Origin of the sequence: Polaribacter sp. Hel1_85, from assembly GCF_000766795.1 — a bacterium.
Taxonomy (GTDB): Bacteria; Bacteroidota; Bacteroidia; order Flavobacteriales; family Flavobacteriaceae; genus Polaribacter.
Genome location: NZ_JPDS01000001.1, coordinates 749824 through 766681 on the forward strand (window position 1 = coordinate 749824; position 16858 = coordinate 766681).

The following is a 16858-nucleotide window of genomic DNA, read 5'->3' on the forward strand; positions in this document are numbered from 1 at the left end:
AAAAGACAAACGTTATATTTTAACTATTTTTATGAGAATTGATAAATATTTGTGGTGTATTCGTATTTTTAAAACAAGAAGTATTGCTACTATAGCTTGTAAAAAAGGACAAGTTAAGATAGACGGTAAAAGTTTAAAACCTTCTAAAGAAGTTTTTGGTGATGAGTTAGTTATAGTTAGAAAAAATCAAATCAATTATCAAATAAAAGTTTTAGATTTACCAGAAAGTAGACTTGGTGCAAAATTAGTAGACCTGTATAGAAAAGATGTTACACCAAAAGAGGAATTTGAAAAAACGGATTTATTAAAATTTGCTAAAGATTATTATAGAAAAAAAGGAACCGGTAGACCTACTAAAAAAGATAGAAGAGATATTGATAATTATCAAGACGATACAACAGAAGAAATATGACAACATCAGGTAACATTATATTAAATCAACTGCAAATTTCTCAAAAAAATTAGAAGAATTGCTTATCAGATTTATGAAACAAATAGTTCAGAAAAAGAAGTTATACTTGCAGGAATTGTAGGAAATGGTTTTGTGTTTGCTGAAAAATTAATGGAGGATTTACAAGAAATTTCAAACTTAAAAATAACTATTTGCAAAGTTATTATTGATAAGAAAAAACCATTAAATCCAATTACAACTTCTTTAAATGTAGAAGATTACAAAAACAAATCTTTAGTTTTGGTAGATGATGTATTAAGTTCTGGAACTACTTTAATATACGGAATAAAACATTTCTTAGATGTTCCTTTAAAAAAATTTAAAACAGCTGTTTTAGTAAATAGAAATCATAAAAAATATCCTGTAAAAGCAGATTTTAAAGGAATTTCTTTATCAACTTCTATAAAAGAACATATTCAAGTAGAATTTTCAGAAAAAGAAACTATTGCTTATTTAGTTTAATAGCTTTTTTAATTCTTCTGCAACTTCCTTTTTAGTTTTATCATCTATTTTTATAGTAGTTTTTGCTTGCTCATAAAAAGGACGTCTTTCAAAAAGATGTTTTGCAACAAATTCTGGAATTTTATCATCACCCAAAGAAGCTATTAAAGGTCTTTTAGCTTTTTTCTTTATTAAACGTTCTATCATAGTTGCAGTACTTCCTTGCAAATAAATAGAGCTAGTATTTCCTTTATTCACTTCTTCCATATTATTAGCATAACAAGGTGTTCCTCCTCCTAAAGCAAGGATGAAGTTTTCATCTTTAGCAAGTATTTCTTTTAAATACTTATGTTCAATCAATCTAAAATAAACTTCACCTTTAGTTTCAAATATTTTTGATATGGACATTTCTTCTTTTTCAATAATATAATCATCTAAGTCTAAAAACTTCATAGACAACTTTTTAGAAAGTCGTTTACCAATGCTTGATTTTCCTGAAGCCATATAACCTAATAATACTATTTTCATTGATTTAATATTTTATGCAAATATCTATAAAAAATTTTCATTTTAATGCTAATAATTCCAATGATTGATAGTATATTTGCACTCGGTTTACAAAAATAGACCTGGTAGCTCAGTTGGTAGAGCATCTCCCTTTTAAGGAGAGGGTCCTGGGTTCGAGCCCCAGCCCGGTCACAAATAAGAAAAATAAAAACCTTGCTAATTATATTAGCAAGGTTTTTTTATTTTTTAGTCAATTATTTAATTAAATAATTCAAACATTAAAAATAATTACTATAAAGTTTTAGTTGAAGTTTATAAAAAATTACCCTCTTCATCTGTTTTAACTCTAATGGTTTTTTTACCATTGGTTAGTTTTAACTTGTAGGTTTTTTTAGATTCCCATTTTGGTTCAGAATAACTCACTTTGTATATATCTTTATCAACAACCCAATTAGGAAATCTTTTAGCTAAGGCTTGACTAACAACTAAAGGTAATCTAACCTTTTTATAACGCTCTATTGTTCTAATTAATTCACCTTTTTCATTGTATGCAGCAATTGCATAGCCTTTAGGAATACGTAACATTACTTCGTAAGAATTATATTCATCACTATAAAAATCTTCTTTTGTAATATCTATCTTAGCAAGTTCTATCTGTAAATTTTTTACATTTTGATCCATATCACCATCTACAACTTCATAAAGATATTTATACCTTACAGACTGAATATCAATAGTATCTAATACAATTATTTGACCAAATACTTGTGTAGCTAAACCACAAACCAATAAAAAAATAACTAATTTTTTCATAATAATAAATTTTAAAAGTTTATAATTATCAAAGTTAACGAGTAGACAAGTAATACAAAATGATTTGGGTCATTTGCCTTATTTATTTGGGTCTTAAACACTTAAAAATATTTTTTTTTCTACTCATTAATAAAATCGTTTATATATTATTGTTGGGTATAAATAGCTAAGTAAAATATAATCTATTAATATAAAATTAGTAATTCTAATTACTATATTTGCCGGCGAATGCAAAGCAGTTTTGCTTTTATACAAATGCGCACGTGGCGAAATTGGTAGACGCGCAGCCTTGAGGGGGCTGTGAACGCAAGTTCGTGGAAGTTCGACTCTTCTCGTGCGCACTTTTTTTCTTCTTCTTCCTATAATTCATCATATGTTAAAAAAAACTGAATGGTTTCACAAATAATTAACCTTTCTAAAGGCTTTTATTAGTAATTTTGCAATATGCAAAGACTATTATTTATTTTGTGCTTATTCACGTATTTAAGCACTTTTTCCCAGAACGACACGATTCGTGTGAATAATTTAAAAGGACAGATTATTCACGCTGAAACTAAAAAAGTTTTAAGCGCAGCTCATATCTTAAATTTGAATACTGTGCAGGGTACAATTACAAACGATAAAGGTTTTTTTGAAATACCTACAAAGGCAAATGATACTATATTAGTTTCATACTTAGGATATGCTTCAATCAAATTAAAAATCACAAATGATCTGCTAAAAGGAAATGAATTATTAATTGCTTTGTATGAAAAACCTGAAGAAATTAAAGAAATTGTTATAAAATCAACAAAATTAATTGGTGTTTTAGAAATTGATATAAAACAAGTACCAAAAGATAGATTTACCAGAATTAAAATTAACGGGCTTCCACAAACTTATGAAGTTGGGAAACCTAAAGGAAAAGACTTCTCATCTCCTATTGCTGCATTATTTCAACCGGTAGACTTTTTATATAATCTATTTGGAAAAAAACCTAAGCAACTAAAAAAGTTACAAAAACTTAAAAAGGAAGATAATTTACGTAAAATGTTAGCGGGTAAGTTTGACAGGGAAGTAATGATGGAATACTTACAAATGGATAGACAAGAACTTTCTGAACTTTTAACTGATTGTAATTATTCTGAATACTTTATTAAAAAAGCTTCTGATTTACAAATGATTGAAGCAGTTCTAGACTGTTATGAAAACTATAAAGCTTTAAAGAAAGGAAAAATTGAACGTGATAAGATTCCTGTAAAAAATTAATAGCTTTAAAATTATCCATTCATTGAGAATAATAATTTATGAATAACCTTGGGGCATTGCTTCAAGGTTATTTTTTTAAAATTGAAAAAGGCCAAAAGCAATGCTTTTGACCCTAATCAACTATTAAAAACTAACTAATTGCTAACTAAAATACGGTTGTAATATATTTATAGTTATACTTTCTTCTTGTATTCCAAGTAATTCTTTTTGATTGAATTATTCCTGTTGAAATATTCTTTTTCTCTTCGTTATTTATGTTATTATTTTTCATGGTTATTGATTTATTTACATCTATATGACGTTTAGCTATTGCTTTAGTTACACCATAAAATGACTTTAACAGAACTTTAAGAATCTTACATTTAAACACAAAAAAAAATCCAGCAGAAGCTGGATTTTAAATTATCAAGTAAAATTATTTCTTACTGATTTCCTAAAATGATAGGCATTCCTGTTTTACCAGAACCAATAACAATTACTTTACTATTAGGTGATTCTGACAACTTAACAGTTGCTTCAATACCTTTATCTTGTAAAATTTTATCCGTTAAAGACGCACTTAAAATTCGGTTAGATTCAGCCTTTCCTTTTGCATCAATTATAACCTTTTCTGCTTCTTTTTGTGCTGTTACTAATCTAAATTCATATTCTAAAGATTCTTGCTCTTGTTTTAATTTTCTTTCAATAGCTTGTTTAATTGTAGGAGGAAGCTTCACATCTTCAACTAAAACTCTTTTTACAGTTAAAAATTGACCTTCTAATAACTTTGTTACTTCATCTAAAATTTCTTGTTCAATTACATCTCTTTTACTAGAATATAATTGCTCAGGAGTATAACGTCCAACCACACTTCTTGCTGCTGCATTAATTGCAGGATCTAGTAATTCGCGTTCGTAATCTTCACCTTTTGTTTTAATTAAACTACCTAAGTTTATAAATTCTGGTTCGTACCAAATTGTTCCATTAACCTTAACCTCTAATCCATTTACAGAAAGCACATTCATTTCATCTGAAATAGATTGCTGACGTACTTTTCTTACAATCATCTTGTTCCAAGGCGCAACAATATGAAATCCTTCTCCGTATGTTTTGTCTGTATTTATACCATCTCCTAAAGTTTCAAAAATAACTCCCCCTTCACCAGGACCAATAGTTACTGTAGATTTTGAGAATAAGATGATTGCTATTACTGCTATTAGAATTAAGAAAACTCCTCCTTTTGGAAACTTGATATCTAATTGTTGATTACTTGCCATTTTTGTTTGTTTTTAAATTCTTCCAAATTTACAATATAACTTTGTCAAACACAATCTATATAACCACAATCTTCTTTTGATAATTCTAATTCTAATGTTACGTGTTCTAAACTAAAATCATCATGTAAAAGGGTTCTTATATTGTTTTTAAGCAATTTACTTTCTTGCCAAGTCAAACTCTCATCAACTATTAAATGCATTGTTAAAACATTGTATTCTCCATCCATTGTCCATAAATGACAATCGTGAATACCTTTTACTTCCTTAAAACTTAAAACCTGAGTTCTAACTTCATCCGAAGAAATTTGAATTGGTGTTCCTTGTAAAATAATTCTAATACTTTCTTTTCCGTTTTTAAAAACATTAAAAAGAATGAAAGAAGCAATTAATAAAGATAGAATAGGATCTAAAATTGGTACATCCCAAAATTGCATAATAATACTTGCAATCAAAACTGCTACCCAACCTAAAACATCTTCTAACATATGTAAAGAAACTACTCTTTCATTAATTGATGTTCCTTTTCTTAACTTTAAAACAGCAGCTCCATTAACTAAAATCCCTAAAACTGCAAACCACATCATTCCTTTTGCATCTGCATGTTCTGGATTAATAATTCTTGGAATTGCTTCTATGATTATAAAAATAGATCCTACTAACAAAATAATAGAATTAATAATTGCACCTAAAAGGGAAAATCTTTTAAAACCATAAGAGTAAGTTTTTGTTGGTTTTCTGTCGGATAAATTTTGAAAATACCACGCCATCCCTAAACTAATACTATCTCCTAAATCATGAATAGCATCAGAAGTAATTGCCAAACTATTTGTATACACTCCACCAATAAATTCTATAATGGTAAAAAATAAATTCAGAAAAAAAGCAGTTTTTATATTTCCTGAGGATGAATTATGCTGATGTGAATGACTGTGATGGTGTTCCATTTGTATTTATTAAATAGACCAATTATTTTATATAAAGATGCAAATAATTGACTTATTTAAGACTATAAATTAAATAAAATTACTGCATAAAATAAAAATCAATCTATGAATGCCTAAATATCTGTAAATGTGAGATTACTATAAGAAATTTCAATCATAGATTGATAATTTTATTACGCAGTAAAAATGTTAGTTTTTAAAATTTATTATTTTAGTCTATCTTTTACGTACTCAACTTCTGTTTTTCCATGACTTTTAGGATTGCCATTTTCATCTAAAGAAACCATCACAATTTTATCTATATCTATAATAGTTTTATGTGTTAGTTTGTTTCTTACACTACATTTTAAAGTAATTGAAGAATTACCAAAAGTTAAAACCCCATTCCAATTTCTACAATATCTCCTAATCTTGCAGAACTTACAAAATCAATTTCAGACATAAATTTGGTAACTGTTCTAGGAATTTCTAATTGAATTATGGCATAAATACCCATTTCTTCATCAATCCACTCTAATAATCTACCTCCAAACAATGTTCCATTTGGATTTAAATCTTGAGGTTTTACCCATTTTCTTGTGTGATATTTCATAAATTTATAAGTATTAAATCTTACCGTAATATTTTCTCACAAACCATTCAATTGTAAATAAAGAGATTACAATAAATAAAATCCATTTCCAATCTATTAAATTTTGCTCTTTAACAATTGATTTTTGTGTGGTATAAAACGTTTTATTAGTTAAAAGGTCTTTCTTTAATTGAGCTACTTGATCTTTAAAATAAAGCTTCCCTCCTGTTTTATGTGCTAGTTTTAAGAGCTTATCAGAATCTGCATTCGTAAATTGTTCTTCAATTTGGTAATCTGTTATTTTAAATTTTCCATATTTATTAATGTTCTGTCCTTTTACAGCAACTTTATAACTATAATCTCCAGAAACAAGACCTTCAATTTCAGCTTGATAAGAATTATTAAATAATGAAAAAGGGATTATGGTTACTTTTTTAGTTTCTTTATTAGTAATCGTGATTTCTAAAGAAGCTCTTGCATCAAACTGATAATTTTTATCCGTATAAAAAGCTGATAGGTTAATCGTTGAATTAGCAGGATATAAACTTTCTGAATTCACTTCTAAACGATTTCTCTTTTTGTTAGAAGCTAAATATTGAACTAAATTTCCAATAAATTCATCAAAATCTTGAAATGAATTTGAGTTCAAAAAACTAGCAGCTCTCCATTTCCATAATCCTTCTCCAAATAACACTCCAGATTTTTGATTATTTTCTTCAAATGTTGCCAATAAAGGTTCCTTTGTTTCTAAACCATTAATACTTTGAAATAACAAGGTTTGATGTTCTTTGGAAATAACAACTTCTCCATAAGTATTTTTAAGAGGAGAAAACTGATTAAAACCAATATCCTTTTGTAAAAAAGTTAAAAATGAAGAGTTAAAAATTGCACCATAATTTTCTGTTTGTTTGATTGCCTTTTTTGAAAACCCTAATTGCTGTTTGTTAATGAAATTCCAATCTGTTTGTACCCCAGAAACTAAAAAATAGTTACTATTTTCTGATTTTATCTTACTCAGTATTTTGTTAAAGTAATTGTTTGGATTATACAATATAACTAACTGGTAATCATTTATATTAAATTTTTTATTATTAATATGATAATGATCTACAGAACGTTGTTTATTACTTTCTATCGCTTTTTTTAACACGCCAATATCTGGATGTAATACAGAATATAAAATCAATACTTTTGTTTGTTCATCTATAACTTCTACAGAGAAATTCTTATAGTTATTTTTAGTATTTTTCTCTCCTTCTACTTCACGAATTGAGGCAGAATAATATTGCAATCCTTCTTTTGTAGAAGTTAAATTTGTAGTAATCGTTTTAGAATTATCGCTAGGAGAAAATTGTATTTTTTTTGTAAAAATAGTTTTACCCTTTTTGATTATTGAAAATCGGGAAGTGATAGTTTCTTCACCCTCATAATTCAATAAAACTTCCACAGGAAATTTATTCTTAATATAACTGTACTTATTTACATTTAACTGACTTATTTTTAAATCTTTATACTGAATTGTATCCCCAAAAACAATTGGATACACTTTTTGATCAGCATTTAAAAACTCATAATCGTTACCAATAGTTTGGTTTCCGTCTGTTAATACAATTATTGGTGCAATTTTATCTACATATAATTGATTTACAGCAGAAATAGCTTCAGAAACGTTGGTTTCATTATCCGTATAAGAAAGTGTGTCTAAATGGTTTAATTTACTTCCGAAAGTAAACTCGTTAATATCAAATTTATCATTTAAAGCTTTGTCATCTTTAATTCCTTGCAAAAAAGCTTCAATATTACTAGTTTCTTTAAAAAAAGGAATGGATTTAGAGTTATCAACCAAAACCGCTAAGACAGGTTTTGTATTTTGGTTTTCAGTTTTCTTAATTGTTGGGTTTATCAACAACAAAATCAATAAAAATAGACTCAAAGTCTTTAATACAAATAGTAAAATATTGATTTTATGCTTCTTTTTTACTTTATAAAAATATTGAAAGAATGCTATTGAAAGACTCAATAATAAAGCAAGAACTATATATATAACCGTGGTTGTTTGCAATGATTTTTATTTATTGTGAAAGATATAAATAACTATTTAAAAATGAATACTATATTTTTATTGTATTTGAATTAAATAATATGATAAACTATATTTTTTCTGGTTTCTTTAAGGATAAAGAACCAATTAACATGAAGCCTAAAAAAGGTAATAAAATATAGCTAATGTAGCTATAGCTTCCAAAACTTGTAAAACAATAACTAAACAAACTTGGCGCTAATGCACTTGCTATAACTAAAAAACTCATTACTTTCCCTGTAATTGCTCCTAAAAAATCTCTCCCAAAATAACGTGGCCATGTTACAGCATTTACAACCGCAAAAAGACCACTAAATATTCCTAAACCAATAATTAACAAATAAATTCCAATTGTATCATCTAAAATTAATAAACCAACAGAAGCTATAATTCCACTAAAAATCATGATAAAAAGATATATTTTATGCTGAATATAATCGCTTAAAATATTAGCCAATGTAGAAACTGAAATTGCAATGATAGAAATAGGCAAAAAAACAGCAATTGCTTCAGTTTTCTCATAACCTTGGGTCTTAAATATTGAAACTACATGAAATGTAAAACCTGTACTAAAAAAACTATTAAAAGCTAAAGCTAAACCAAACATCCAAAAAGCTCTTGTTTTTTTTGCTTCTTCTAATGTAAAATTTACTTCAATAATTTCTACTCTTTTTTTCTTCTTTTTCTTTTTTGATAGAAAACCATCAGGGATTAAGCCAAAATCTTCTGGTTTATTTCTATAAAACTGAAGTATTAAAAAACTAAAAATAAATAAACAAACTGCTAAAATTTGCCAACTTACCTCCCAACCATTTTCATCTATTAAATAATTAAATAGAATTGGTGAGCTTGAAAAACCTAATGAAACAGCAATACTACTTATAGAATTTACTTTTCCTCGGTTCTTATCAAACCACATCATCACCATATTTCTAGAAGACATTGTAAGTACTCCTTGTCCGCAAAAACGAACCAAAAAGAACAATAAACAAAGTAATACAAAAGGAATAAACCAAGATTTAGTATTGAAACCTGACTTAATACTATCACTAATTCCTTCTGAGTAAGAAAAAATAATTAATGCTATTCCTAAAAAAAAAGCCGCAAAAAAAGCAACAAACCTTGCTCCAAATCTATCGAACAATCTACCAGCTTTGGTAACAAAAAAAGCACTTAACAAAGTCCCAATTAAATATGCATTACTAAACTGATTTCTTGTTAAACCTAAAGCATCTTTTACAGGGTCTGTAAAAACAGAAACTCCTACTGTTTGCCCTGGAATACTGAATAAAACACCAATACTTCCAAAGATTAAAACTACATATCCATAGAAAAAAGGCCATTTTTTAGGATTTACAAAAGAGAGTTTATTAGGATTCATTGGTTTGTATTATTTTCTTTTTCTAGAAGTAATAAAATAAACTCCGGTTAATAAAATTATTGAAGCCAAAATAGATTGTGTAGTAAGGTTTTCACCTAAAAAATACCAACCCATAAACAATGCGATAACAGGGTTTACATAAGCAGAAGTAGCAACTTTTTCTGGAGATACAGATTTTAACAAATAATTAAATGCTGTAAAAGCAATAATACCTCCAAAAATAATCAGTATTATCATCGATATCTGAACATTAGTACTCCAATTTAAAGGAGAAACCCATACTTCATTAAAACTTAAACTTACTAATAACAAAATAGAACCAGCAACTAACATTTGATACCCTGTACTTACCATAAAACTTTTAGGTAAATTTACTTTTGATACAAAAACACTACCATAACTCCAACTTAATACACAAGTTAGTATCATAAAAACACCAAGTAAACTACCTTCAGAAGTCGTTAATTCTTGCTGACTTACTAATAAATACATGCCAAAAAGACCTAAAACAACGCCTATCATTGATTTTCTCTGAAAAGGTTTTCTATCAATTAGTCTTAACAAAAACAATACAAATAAAGGTTGTGTTGATGCTAATAAAGCTCCAAAACCACTATCAACATATTTTAAAGCCCAAACAAAAACACCATTTCCATAAATTAGAAAAAAGAAAGCAGCGATACTTGAATTTAAAAGTTGCTTTTTAGAAATTGATAAGTTGTGTTTTAAAAGTATTGCTAAAAGTAACATTAAAACTCCTGCAGTTGAAAAACGAATTCCTGCTATAAAAAATGGAGGTAATTCTGAAACTGCAATTTTATTAAATAAATAAGTAGAACCCCAAATGACATAAATTGAGATAAAAGATAAGATTATTAACAGTTTAGAATTCTTCATGAATACTTATGTTTACTTGTGCAATCTTAAGCATTATTTAAATAAAACAACCAGTTAAAACTAATTATTATCTAAAAATAATAAGAGTTTATAAATGATTATTTTTTAATAAAAATAATTAATATAAACTAAAGTAATCCTTATCCATTTTTTCACCTACAAGTGACAAATCGTCTACTAAATTTTCTATAAATTCTTTTAAATCTTCTTGAAAATCTTCAATTGTTTTATAACGATATTCACAAGATAATTTACCAATTAAAAAAGCTGCTGAATCTTTATGAGGATATTCTTCTTTAGTTAAAAAACTCATGTAATATTTTATATTATTTAAAGAATTCATTATAGATCTAGGACAATCTGTATTTAATATTAAAAATTCTAAAACATTATGACTAGAAGGTGGTTTTCTATAGTACCTTCTCATCATATCATATGTTTCTATACATTTTAAAAGTATTGTCCATTCAAAACTAGTTTTTACAGGTGTGTCAAAATTTACTTTTTCAATAAGAGCATCATTGTATTTAGAATTTATTATTCTAATCACTTGGTTTGCTCTTTCTATATAAATACCTAGCATAATAATTGCATAAACTTCATCATGTAATAGTGTTGCTCTTATTTTAGTACGTAAAGATGCTATATTTGATGTAATTAAATTTGTAAATTCAAACAATCCACTTTTAACAAAACGCTCCGCAGAATAATTTTTAACCGTTCTATTTAGAATATTTATCGATTCGTATAATTCTGTTGATATTAAATCTCTTGCACCATTTGCATTTTGCTGTGCATTGCTAATAGAACTTAAAATTGAATAATGTTTTTCTGGATTCAATCCAATATCAAACAAAACATCCCTTTCATTTATTGGTTTTTCAAGTTTTAATTCCTCTTCATCTGCGACAAACAACATAGAACGCAACACAAACTCTCTAGATTGTGCCAATTCATTAGGAGCATCTAAAGAAGAAAAATAATTTACATTTAAATACCTTGCAATATGTTCAGAACGTTCTAAATAACGTCCCATCCAAAAAAGGTTATTGGCTACTCTTGCTAACATAGAATTTTATTTATTTTTTTAACACCCAAGTATCTTTAGAACCACCTCCTTGAGAAGAATTTACAATTAAATTACCTCTTTTGAGTGCTACCCTTGTTAAACCTCCTTTTAACACAAAATCTTTGTCTTTACCCAGTAAAGTAAAAGTTCTTAAATCTACATGTCTTGGCTCAAAAGAATTTTCATCCTCTATATAAGTGGCATGTGTAGAAAGAGACATGATGGGCTGTGCAATGTACTTTCTAGGACTTTCTTTAATTGTGATTTTTACTTTTTCAATTTCTTCTTTAGTCAATTTATTTCCTATAGATATACCATAACCACCAGATTCATCAACTGGTTTTACTACTAATTTATCAATGTTTTCAAGCACATATTTTAATTCATCTGGCCTACTGCAATGATATGTATGTACATTATTAAGTATTGGCTCTTCATCTAAGTAATATTTTATAATTTGTGGCATATAGGTGTAAACAGCTTTGTCATCTGCTACACCTGTACCTGGAGCATTAACTAAACAGACCTTACCCTTAATATAAGAATTAAATATACCCGGAACACCTAAGACTGAATCAGGTTTAAATACTAGAGGATCTATATAATCATCATCTATTCTTCTATAAATGACATCAACCCTCTCTAAACCTTTAATCGTTTTCATATAGACAAAATCATTTTCAATAAATAAATCTCGTCCTTCTACTAACTCAACTCCCATTTGTTTTGCCAGAAATGAATGTTCATAATAAGCAGAATTATAAACCCCTGGTGTTAAAACAACACATTTAGGAACATCTACACCTTTAGGCTTTACAGACTCTATAATTTCTAATAGATTTTGACCATAATCAGAAACATTATGAGATTTGTAATGATTAAAAACACCAAACAAAGTTCGCTTTAATGCTTCTCTATTACCAACTACATAACTAACACCAGAAGGGCATCTTATATTATCTTCTAACACATAATATTCTCCATCAGAGTGTTTAATTAAATCTGTACCTGAAACATGGTTATAAATACCTCCTGGAGGATTAAATCCTTTCATTTGTTTTAAGTAGTTCACAGAAGAACTAATAAGATCCATAGGAACAATACCTTGCTTTATTATTTTTTGATCATGATATAAATCCCATAAAAATAAGTTGAGAGCTTTACTTCTTTGTAAGGCTCCAGCTTCTAATTTTACCCATTCATCATTACCAATAATTCTAGGAAATAAATCAAATGGAAATATCTTTTCTTTTGTCTCTTTATCACTATAAACCTGAAATGTAATACCTTGATTAAAAAAAGCGTCTTTCGCCTTATCGTTTAGTGATACAAAATCATTGACTGAATATTCACTAAATAATTTAAACAAAGTTTGATAAACCTCTCTTACTTCTTTATTACTCGTAAATATCTCATCATAAAACCTTGAATCAAATTCATAGGTAGAAAAAATGGGCAATTTTGTGTATGCTTTCAAATTATATCCTTTTAATGTAAAATTAACAAAATAATTCAACAAACAATAAATTGTATTGAGTTATTTTCAACACAAACCCATATACATTAAATTATATAGCATATATTTACAATAATATTGAATTATCAATAATTATAAAAACACTAATTATTGATGAAATACTAAAAAAAACTTATTAAAAAATGCGGAATAATTAATAATATGAGTTTAAAATTATGATTCAATAATAATGAATCAAAAAGAAAAATTAACTGTTAAATCAAGATTGAAATTTTGCTGGATTTTAATTAAATCTATATTATTTTTTAGTTTATTTCCATACAATTTATTTAATTTCACATTTCGATTTAACCTTACACAATACTAATCTATGGCACTAAAAGTTGTAATATCACATAAAACAAAATACATATATGATCGTTCGGTAAATCTTTCTCCACATATTTTTAGATTAAGACCTGCTCCACACAGTAGAACCCCAATAGAGTCTTATTCTTTAAATATTGAACCAAAAAATCATTTTTTTAACTGGCAACAAGACCCTTTTGGTAACTATTTAGCCCGTGTTGTTTTTCCAGAAAAAACAAAAAAATTGTCTATAGATGTAGAAATTATAGCCGATTTAAAAACAATAAATCCTTTTGATTTTTTTATTGAAGAATCTGCAGAAGAATTTCCTTTTACTTATTCAGATACACTAAAGAAAGAGCTAGTTCCGTATTTAGAAATTACAGAAAAAGGGAAACTAATTGATGAATTTATAAAAACAATCGATTATACTCCAAGAAAAACTATTTATTTTTTAATAGATATTAATCAAAAAATATACGATTTTTTAAATTATAATATTCGTATGGAACCTGGAGTACAAAGTTGTGAAGAAACTTTATACAAAAAAACAGGTTCTTGTAGAGATTTTGCTTGGTTATTTGTACAAACCTTACGCCATTTAGGTTTTGGTGCTCGTTTTGTTTCTGGTTATTTAGTGCAATTAAAGTCTGATGAAAAATCTTTAGATGGTCCTTCTGGACCAGAACAAGATTTTACAGATTTACATGCTTGGGCAGAGGTATATTTGCCTGGTGCTGGTTGGATTGGTTTTGATGCAACATCAGGATTATTAGCTGGTGAAGGACATATTCCGTTAGCTTGTACACCTACTTTTGAAAGTGCAGCTCCTGTTTCTGGAATGTCTGATAAATGTGAAACCACTTTTGAATTTGAAAATTCTGTAGAAAGAATTTTTGAATCTCCAAGAGTTACAAAACCATATACAGAAGAGCAATGGAATGCAATTGAAAAATTAGGTTATAAAGTAGAAAAACAGTTGCAAAAAAATGATGTTCGACTTACTATGGGAGGTGAACCAACTTTTGTTTCTATTGATGACATGGAATCTGCACAATGGAATACAGATGCAGATGGCCCTGAAAAAAGAGAACGAGCTGCAGATTTATCAAAAAGATTATTAAATACTATTGGTGAAGGTGGTTTTTTACACCATGCACAAGGAAAATGGTATCCAGGTGAACCGTTACCAAGATGGTCTACTGAATTATGTTGGAGAAAAGATGAAAGAAAAATATGGTTTAATCCTAATTTATTAGCTGCCATTGGAGGTTCTAAAAAAATAGAGAAAGGAACAGACAAACTCTTTTTAGAAACTTTAACTACTTATTTAGCAATTACCAAAAATCATATTACACCTACTTATGAAGACGCATTTTATTTTTTATGGGAACAAGGTAAACTTCCTATAGATATAAACCCTGGTGAAGACAAAGACAGTTCTTTAGCAGAAAAAAAGTTGAAAGAGATTTTAGAAGACGGAACATCTAACCCTGTAGGTTATGTATTACCTCTAAATAAAACAGCCGATAATTGGTTTTCTAGTGAGTGGAAATTTAGAAGGAATTATATTTATCTAACCCCAGGGAATTCTCCCTTAGGATTAAGACTTCCTTTAGATTCATTAGCATCAAAACCAGAGCACGAAATTTTTCCTATATATGAACCAGACCTTTTTGAGAAAAAGAAACGTTTACCAAGTTTTAGGAGAATGGTTGCCAAAAGACATGAAACCGTTTTACAAGAAGGTATTAATAAAAATTTACCAAACTATTTTGTAAGAACTGCACTTTGTGCTGAAGTTAGAGAAGAAAAATTACACTTATTTCTACCTCCTTTAGAAGATGCAGACTCTTATTTAGATTTATTAGCTTCTATTGAAGCAACTGCAGAAGAATTAAACATTCCTATAATTTTAGAAGGTTACGGTCCTCCGCATGATAATAGGCTTGAGTCCATGAAAATAACTCCAGATCCAGGTGTTATTGAAGTAAATATTCATCCATCTCATAATTGGCAACAATTAATGGATACAACTTTTACCATCTATAATGAAGCAAAAAAAGCTAGATTAGGTACAGAAAAATTTATGATTGATGGAAAACACACTGGTACAGGTGGTGGAAATCATGTTACTTTAGGTGGAGTTACCCCAAAAGACAGTCCGTTACTTAGAAGACCAGATTTACTTAGAAGTTTACTTACTTTTTGGCAACATCACCCAGGACTTTCTTATTTATTTTCTGGTGCTTTTATTGGACCTACAAGTCAAGCTCCAAGAGTTGATGAAGCAAGACAAGATAATTTATATGAATTAGAGATTGCTTTTAGTCAAATTCCAAAAGAGGGAGAAGTTCCTTTTTGGTTGACAGATCGTTTATTTAGACATTTACTTACAGATTTAACCGGAAATACACATCGTGCAGAATTTTGTATTGATAAATTATATTCTCCTGATTCATCTACAGGAAGATTAGGAATATTAGAATTAAGAGGTTTTGATATGCCTCCTCACGCACAAATGAGTTTACTACAGAACTTATTGGTTAGAACTTTAGTTTCTTGGTTTTGGAAAAAACCTTACGAACACAAATTAGTTCGTTGGGGAACTTCTTTACACGATAAATTTTTGCTAGAACACTATGTAAGAGAAGATATTAAAGATATTGTTACTCAATTAAACAAAGCAGGTTATGCTTTTAAAGAAGAATGGTTTAATCCATTTTTTGAATTCCGTTTTCCATTACATGGAATGGTAAAAATTAACAATATAGATGTAGAATTAAGAGCAGGTATAGAACCTTGGAATGTTTTAGGAGAAGAAATGACAGGTGGTGGAACCGCTAGATATGTAGATTCGTCTGTAGAAAAGCTACAAGTTAAAGTAAATAATTTCTCAGAAGAAAGATTTGTCTTAACTTGCAACGGTGTAAAAGTACAATTAAAAAACACTGGTGTAAAAGGAGAATTTGTTGCTGGAGTTCGATATAAAGCTTGGAATCCTTATTCTGCTTTACACCCAACAATTAATGAAGATACGCCATTGGTATTTGATATTGTAGATACTTGGAACAGACGTTCTATTGGAGGTTGTACCTATTATGTTACACATCCTGGAGGTCGTTCTTATGACACATACCCTATTAATAGTTTTGAGGCAGAATCTAGAAGAATTAATCGTTTTTGGGATTTTAACCATTCTCAAGGAAAAATAGATATTGTTGATGAAGAAAAGAATGAAGACAATAAAAAAATAGTTGAACGAGAAACAAATGTAAAAGAACAAGGAAGTTCAAAACATTTTAGATATCAAGAAATACCTAAAAACCCAGAATTTCCGAATACTTTAGATTTGAGATTGAAAAAATAATTTCC

The 16858-nt window shown here is 28.2% G+C and carries 13 protein-coding genes, 2 tRNA genes and 2 pseudogenes; 6 read left to right on the forward strand and 11 right to left on the reverse strand.

Annotated elements, in window-relative coordinates; genetic code table 11:
• Window positions 1-31: 31 nt before the first annotated feature.
• Window positions 32-412 (forward strand): RNA-binding S4 domain-containing protein, encoded by a 381-nt coding sequence (locus PHEL85_RS03270; RefSeq protein WP_036820970.1) that lies wholly within the window; start codon window positions 32-34, stop codon window positions 410-412.
• Window positions 409-913 (forward strand): annotated as a pseudogene (locus PHEL85_RS03275) (phosphoribosyltransferase domain-containing protein). The gene PHEL85_RS03270 and the pseudogene PHEL85_RS03275 overlap by 4 nt, the downstream one beginning before the upstream one ends.
• Here the strand turns inward: PHEL85_RS03275 and PHEL85_RS03280 are convergent.
• Entirely contained in the window at window positions 905-1420 is a 516-nt protein-coding gene (locus PHEL85_RS03280; RefSeq protein ID WP_036820972.1) for a shikimate kinase, read from the reverse strand. The pseudogene PHEL85_RS03275 and the gene PHEL85_RS03280 sit on opposite strands and share 9 nt — an antisense overlap.
• A gap of 98 nt (window positions 1421-1518) precedes the next feature.
• Here PHEL85_RS03280 and PHEL85_RS03285 point away from each other — a divergent pair.
• A tRNA-Lys gene (locus tag PHEL85_RS03285) sits at window positions 1519-1591 on the forward strand.
• A 120-nt stretch (window positions 1592-1711) separates the two neighbouring features.
• Here PHEL85_RS03285 and PHEL85_RS03290 read toward each other — a convergent pair.
• Window positions 1712-2212, reverse strand: coding sequence for a hypothetical protein (locus PHEL85_RS03290; protein WP_036820975.1), 501 nt, complete (start codon window positions 2210-2212; stop codon window positions 1712-1714).
• A 257-nt stretch (window positions 2213-2469) separates the two neighbouring features.
• On the opposite strand from PHEL85_RS03290, the gene PHEL85_RS03295 reads away from it, so the two are divergent.
• Window positions 2470-2553 (forward strand) — tRNA-Leu (locus PHEL85_RS03295).
• A gap of 175 nt (window positions 2554-2728) precedes the next feature.
• Complete coding sequence (locus PHEL85_RS03300; RefSeq protein ID WP_235318224.1) at window positions 2729-3460, forward strand: carboxypeptidase-like regulatory domain-containing protein; 732 nt, start codon at window positions 2729-2731, stop codon at window positions 3458-3460.
• A gap of 145 nt (window positions 3461-3605) precedes the next feature.
• Here the strand turns inward: PHEL85_RS03300 and PHEL85_RS18190 are convergent, their stop codons facing one another.
• The 9 genes and pseudogenes from PHEL85_RS18190 to PHEL85_RS03345 all read right to left on the reverse strand — a co-directional run bounded on the left by PHEL85_RS18190 (window position 3606) and on the right by PHEL85_RS03345 (window position 13135).
• Window positions 3606-3731, reverse strand: a complete 126-nt coding sequence (locus tag PHEL85_RS18190) for a hypothetical protein (protein WP_262501545.1) — start codon at window positions 3729-3731, stop codon at window positions 3606-3608.
• Between the two features lie 151 nt (window positions 3732-3882).
• Window positions 3883-4716 (reverse strand): prohibitin family protein, encoded by an 834-nt coding sequence (locus tag PHEL85_RS03310; protein WP_036820980.1) that lies wholly within the window; start codon window positions 4714-4716, stop codon window positions 3883-3885.
• Window positions 4717-4760: 44 nt separating this feature from the next.
• A complete protein-coding gene (locus PHEL85_RS03315; RefSeq protein WP_036820983.1) occupies window positions 4761-5660 on the reverse strand; it encodes a cation diffusion facilitator family transporter in 900 nt (299 codons plus the stop codon).
• 206 nt (window positions 5661-5866) lie between these two features.
• Window positions 5867-6252, reverse strand: a pseudogene (locus PHEL85_RS03320) (acyl-CoA thioesterase).
• 13 nt (window positions 6253-6265) lie between these two features.
• Window positions 6266-8164: a hypothetical protein gene (locus tag PHEL85_RS03325; protein WP_036820987.1), complete on the reverse strand. Its 1899-nt coding sequence runs from the start codon at window positions 8162-8164 to the stop codon at window positions 6266-6268.
• 217 nt (window positions 8165-8381) lie between these two features.
• The gene (locus tag PHEL85_RS03330; protein WP_036820989.1) at window positions 8382-9692 is read right to left on the reverse strand and encodes an MFS transporter; all 1311 of its coding nucleotides are present in this window, start codon (window positions 9690-9692) and stop codon (window positions 8382-8384) included.
• 9 nt (window positions 9693-9701) lie between these two features.
• Entirely contained in the window at window positions 9702-10589 is an 888-nt protein-coding gene (locus tag PHEL85_RS03335) for an EamA family transporter (protein WP_036820992.1), read from the reverse strand.
• 118 nt (window positions 10590-10707) lie between these two features.
• A complete protein-coding gene (locus PHEL85_RS03340) occupies window positions 10708-11658 on the reverse strand; it encodes an alpha-E domain-containing protein (protein WP_036820995.1) in 951 nt (316 codons plus the stop codon).
• 10 nt (window positions 11659-11668) lie between these two features.
• On the reverse strand, window positions 11669-13135 hold the full coding sequence (locus PHEL85_RS03345) for a circularly permuted type 2 ATP-grasp protein (protein ID WP_036823061.1): 1467 nt from the start codon (window positions 13133-13135) through the stop codon (window positions 11669-11671).
• Between the two features lie 370 nt (window positions 13136-13505).
• Here PHEL85_RS03345 and PHEL85_RS03350 point away from each other — a divergent pair, with 370 nt between their 5' ends.
• Window positions 13506-16853 carry a DUF2126 domain-containing protein gene (locus PHEL85_RS03350; RefSeq protein ID WP_036820998.1) on the forward strand — a complete coding sequence of 1116 codons (3348 nt, stop codon included), beginning with the start codon at window positions 13506-13508 and terminating at the stop codon, window positions 16851-16853.
• Window positions 16854-16858 lie beyond the last annotated feature (5 nt).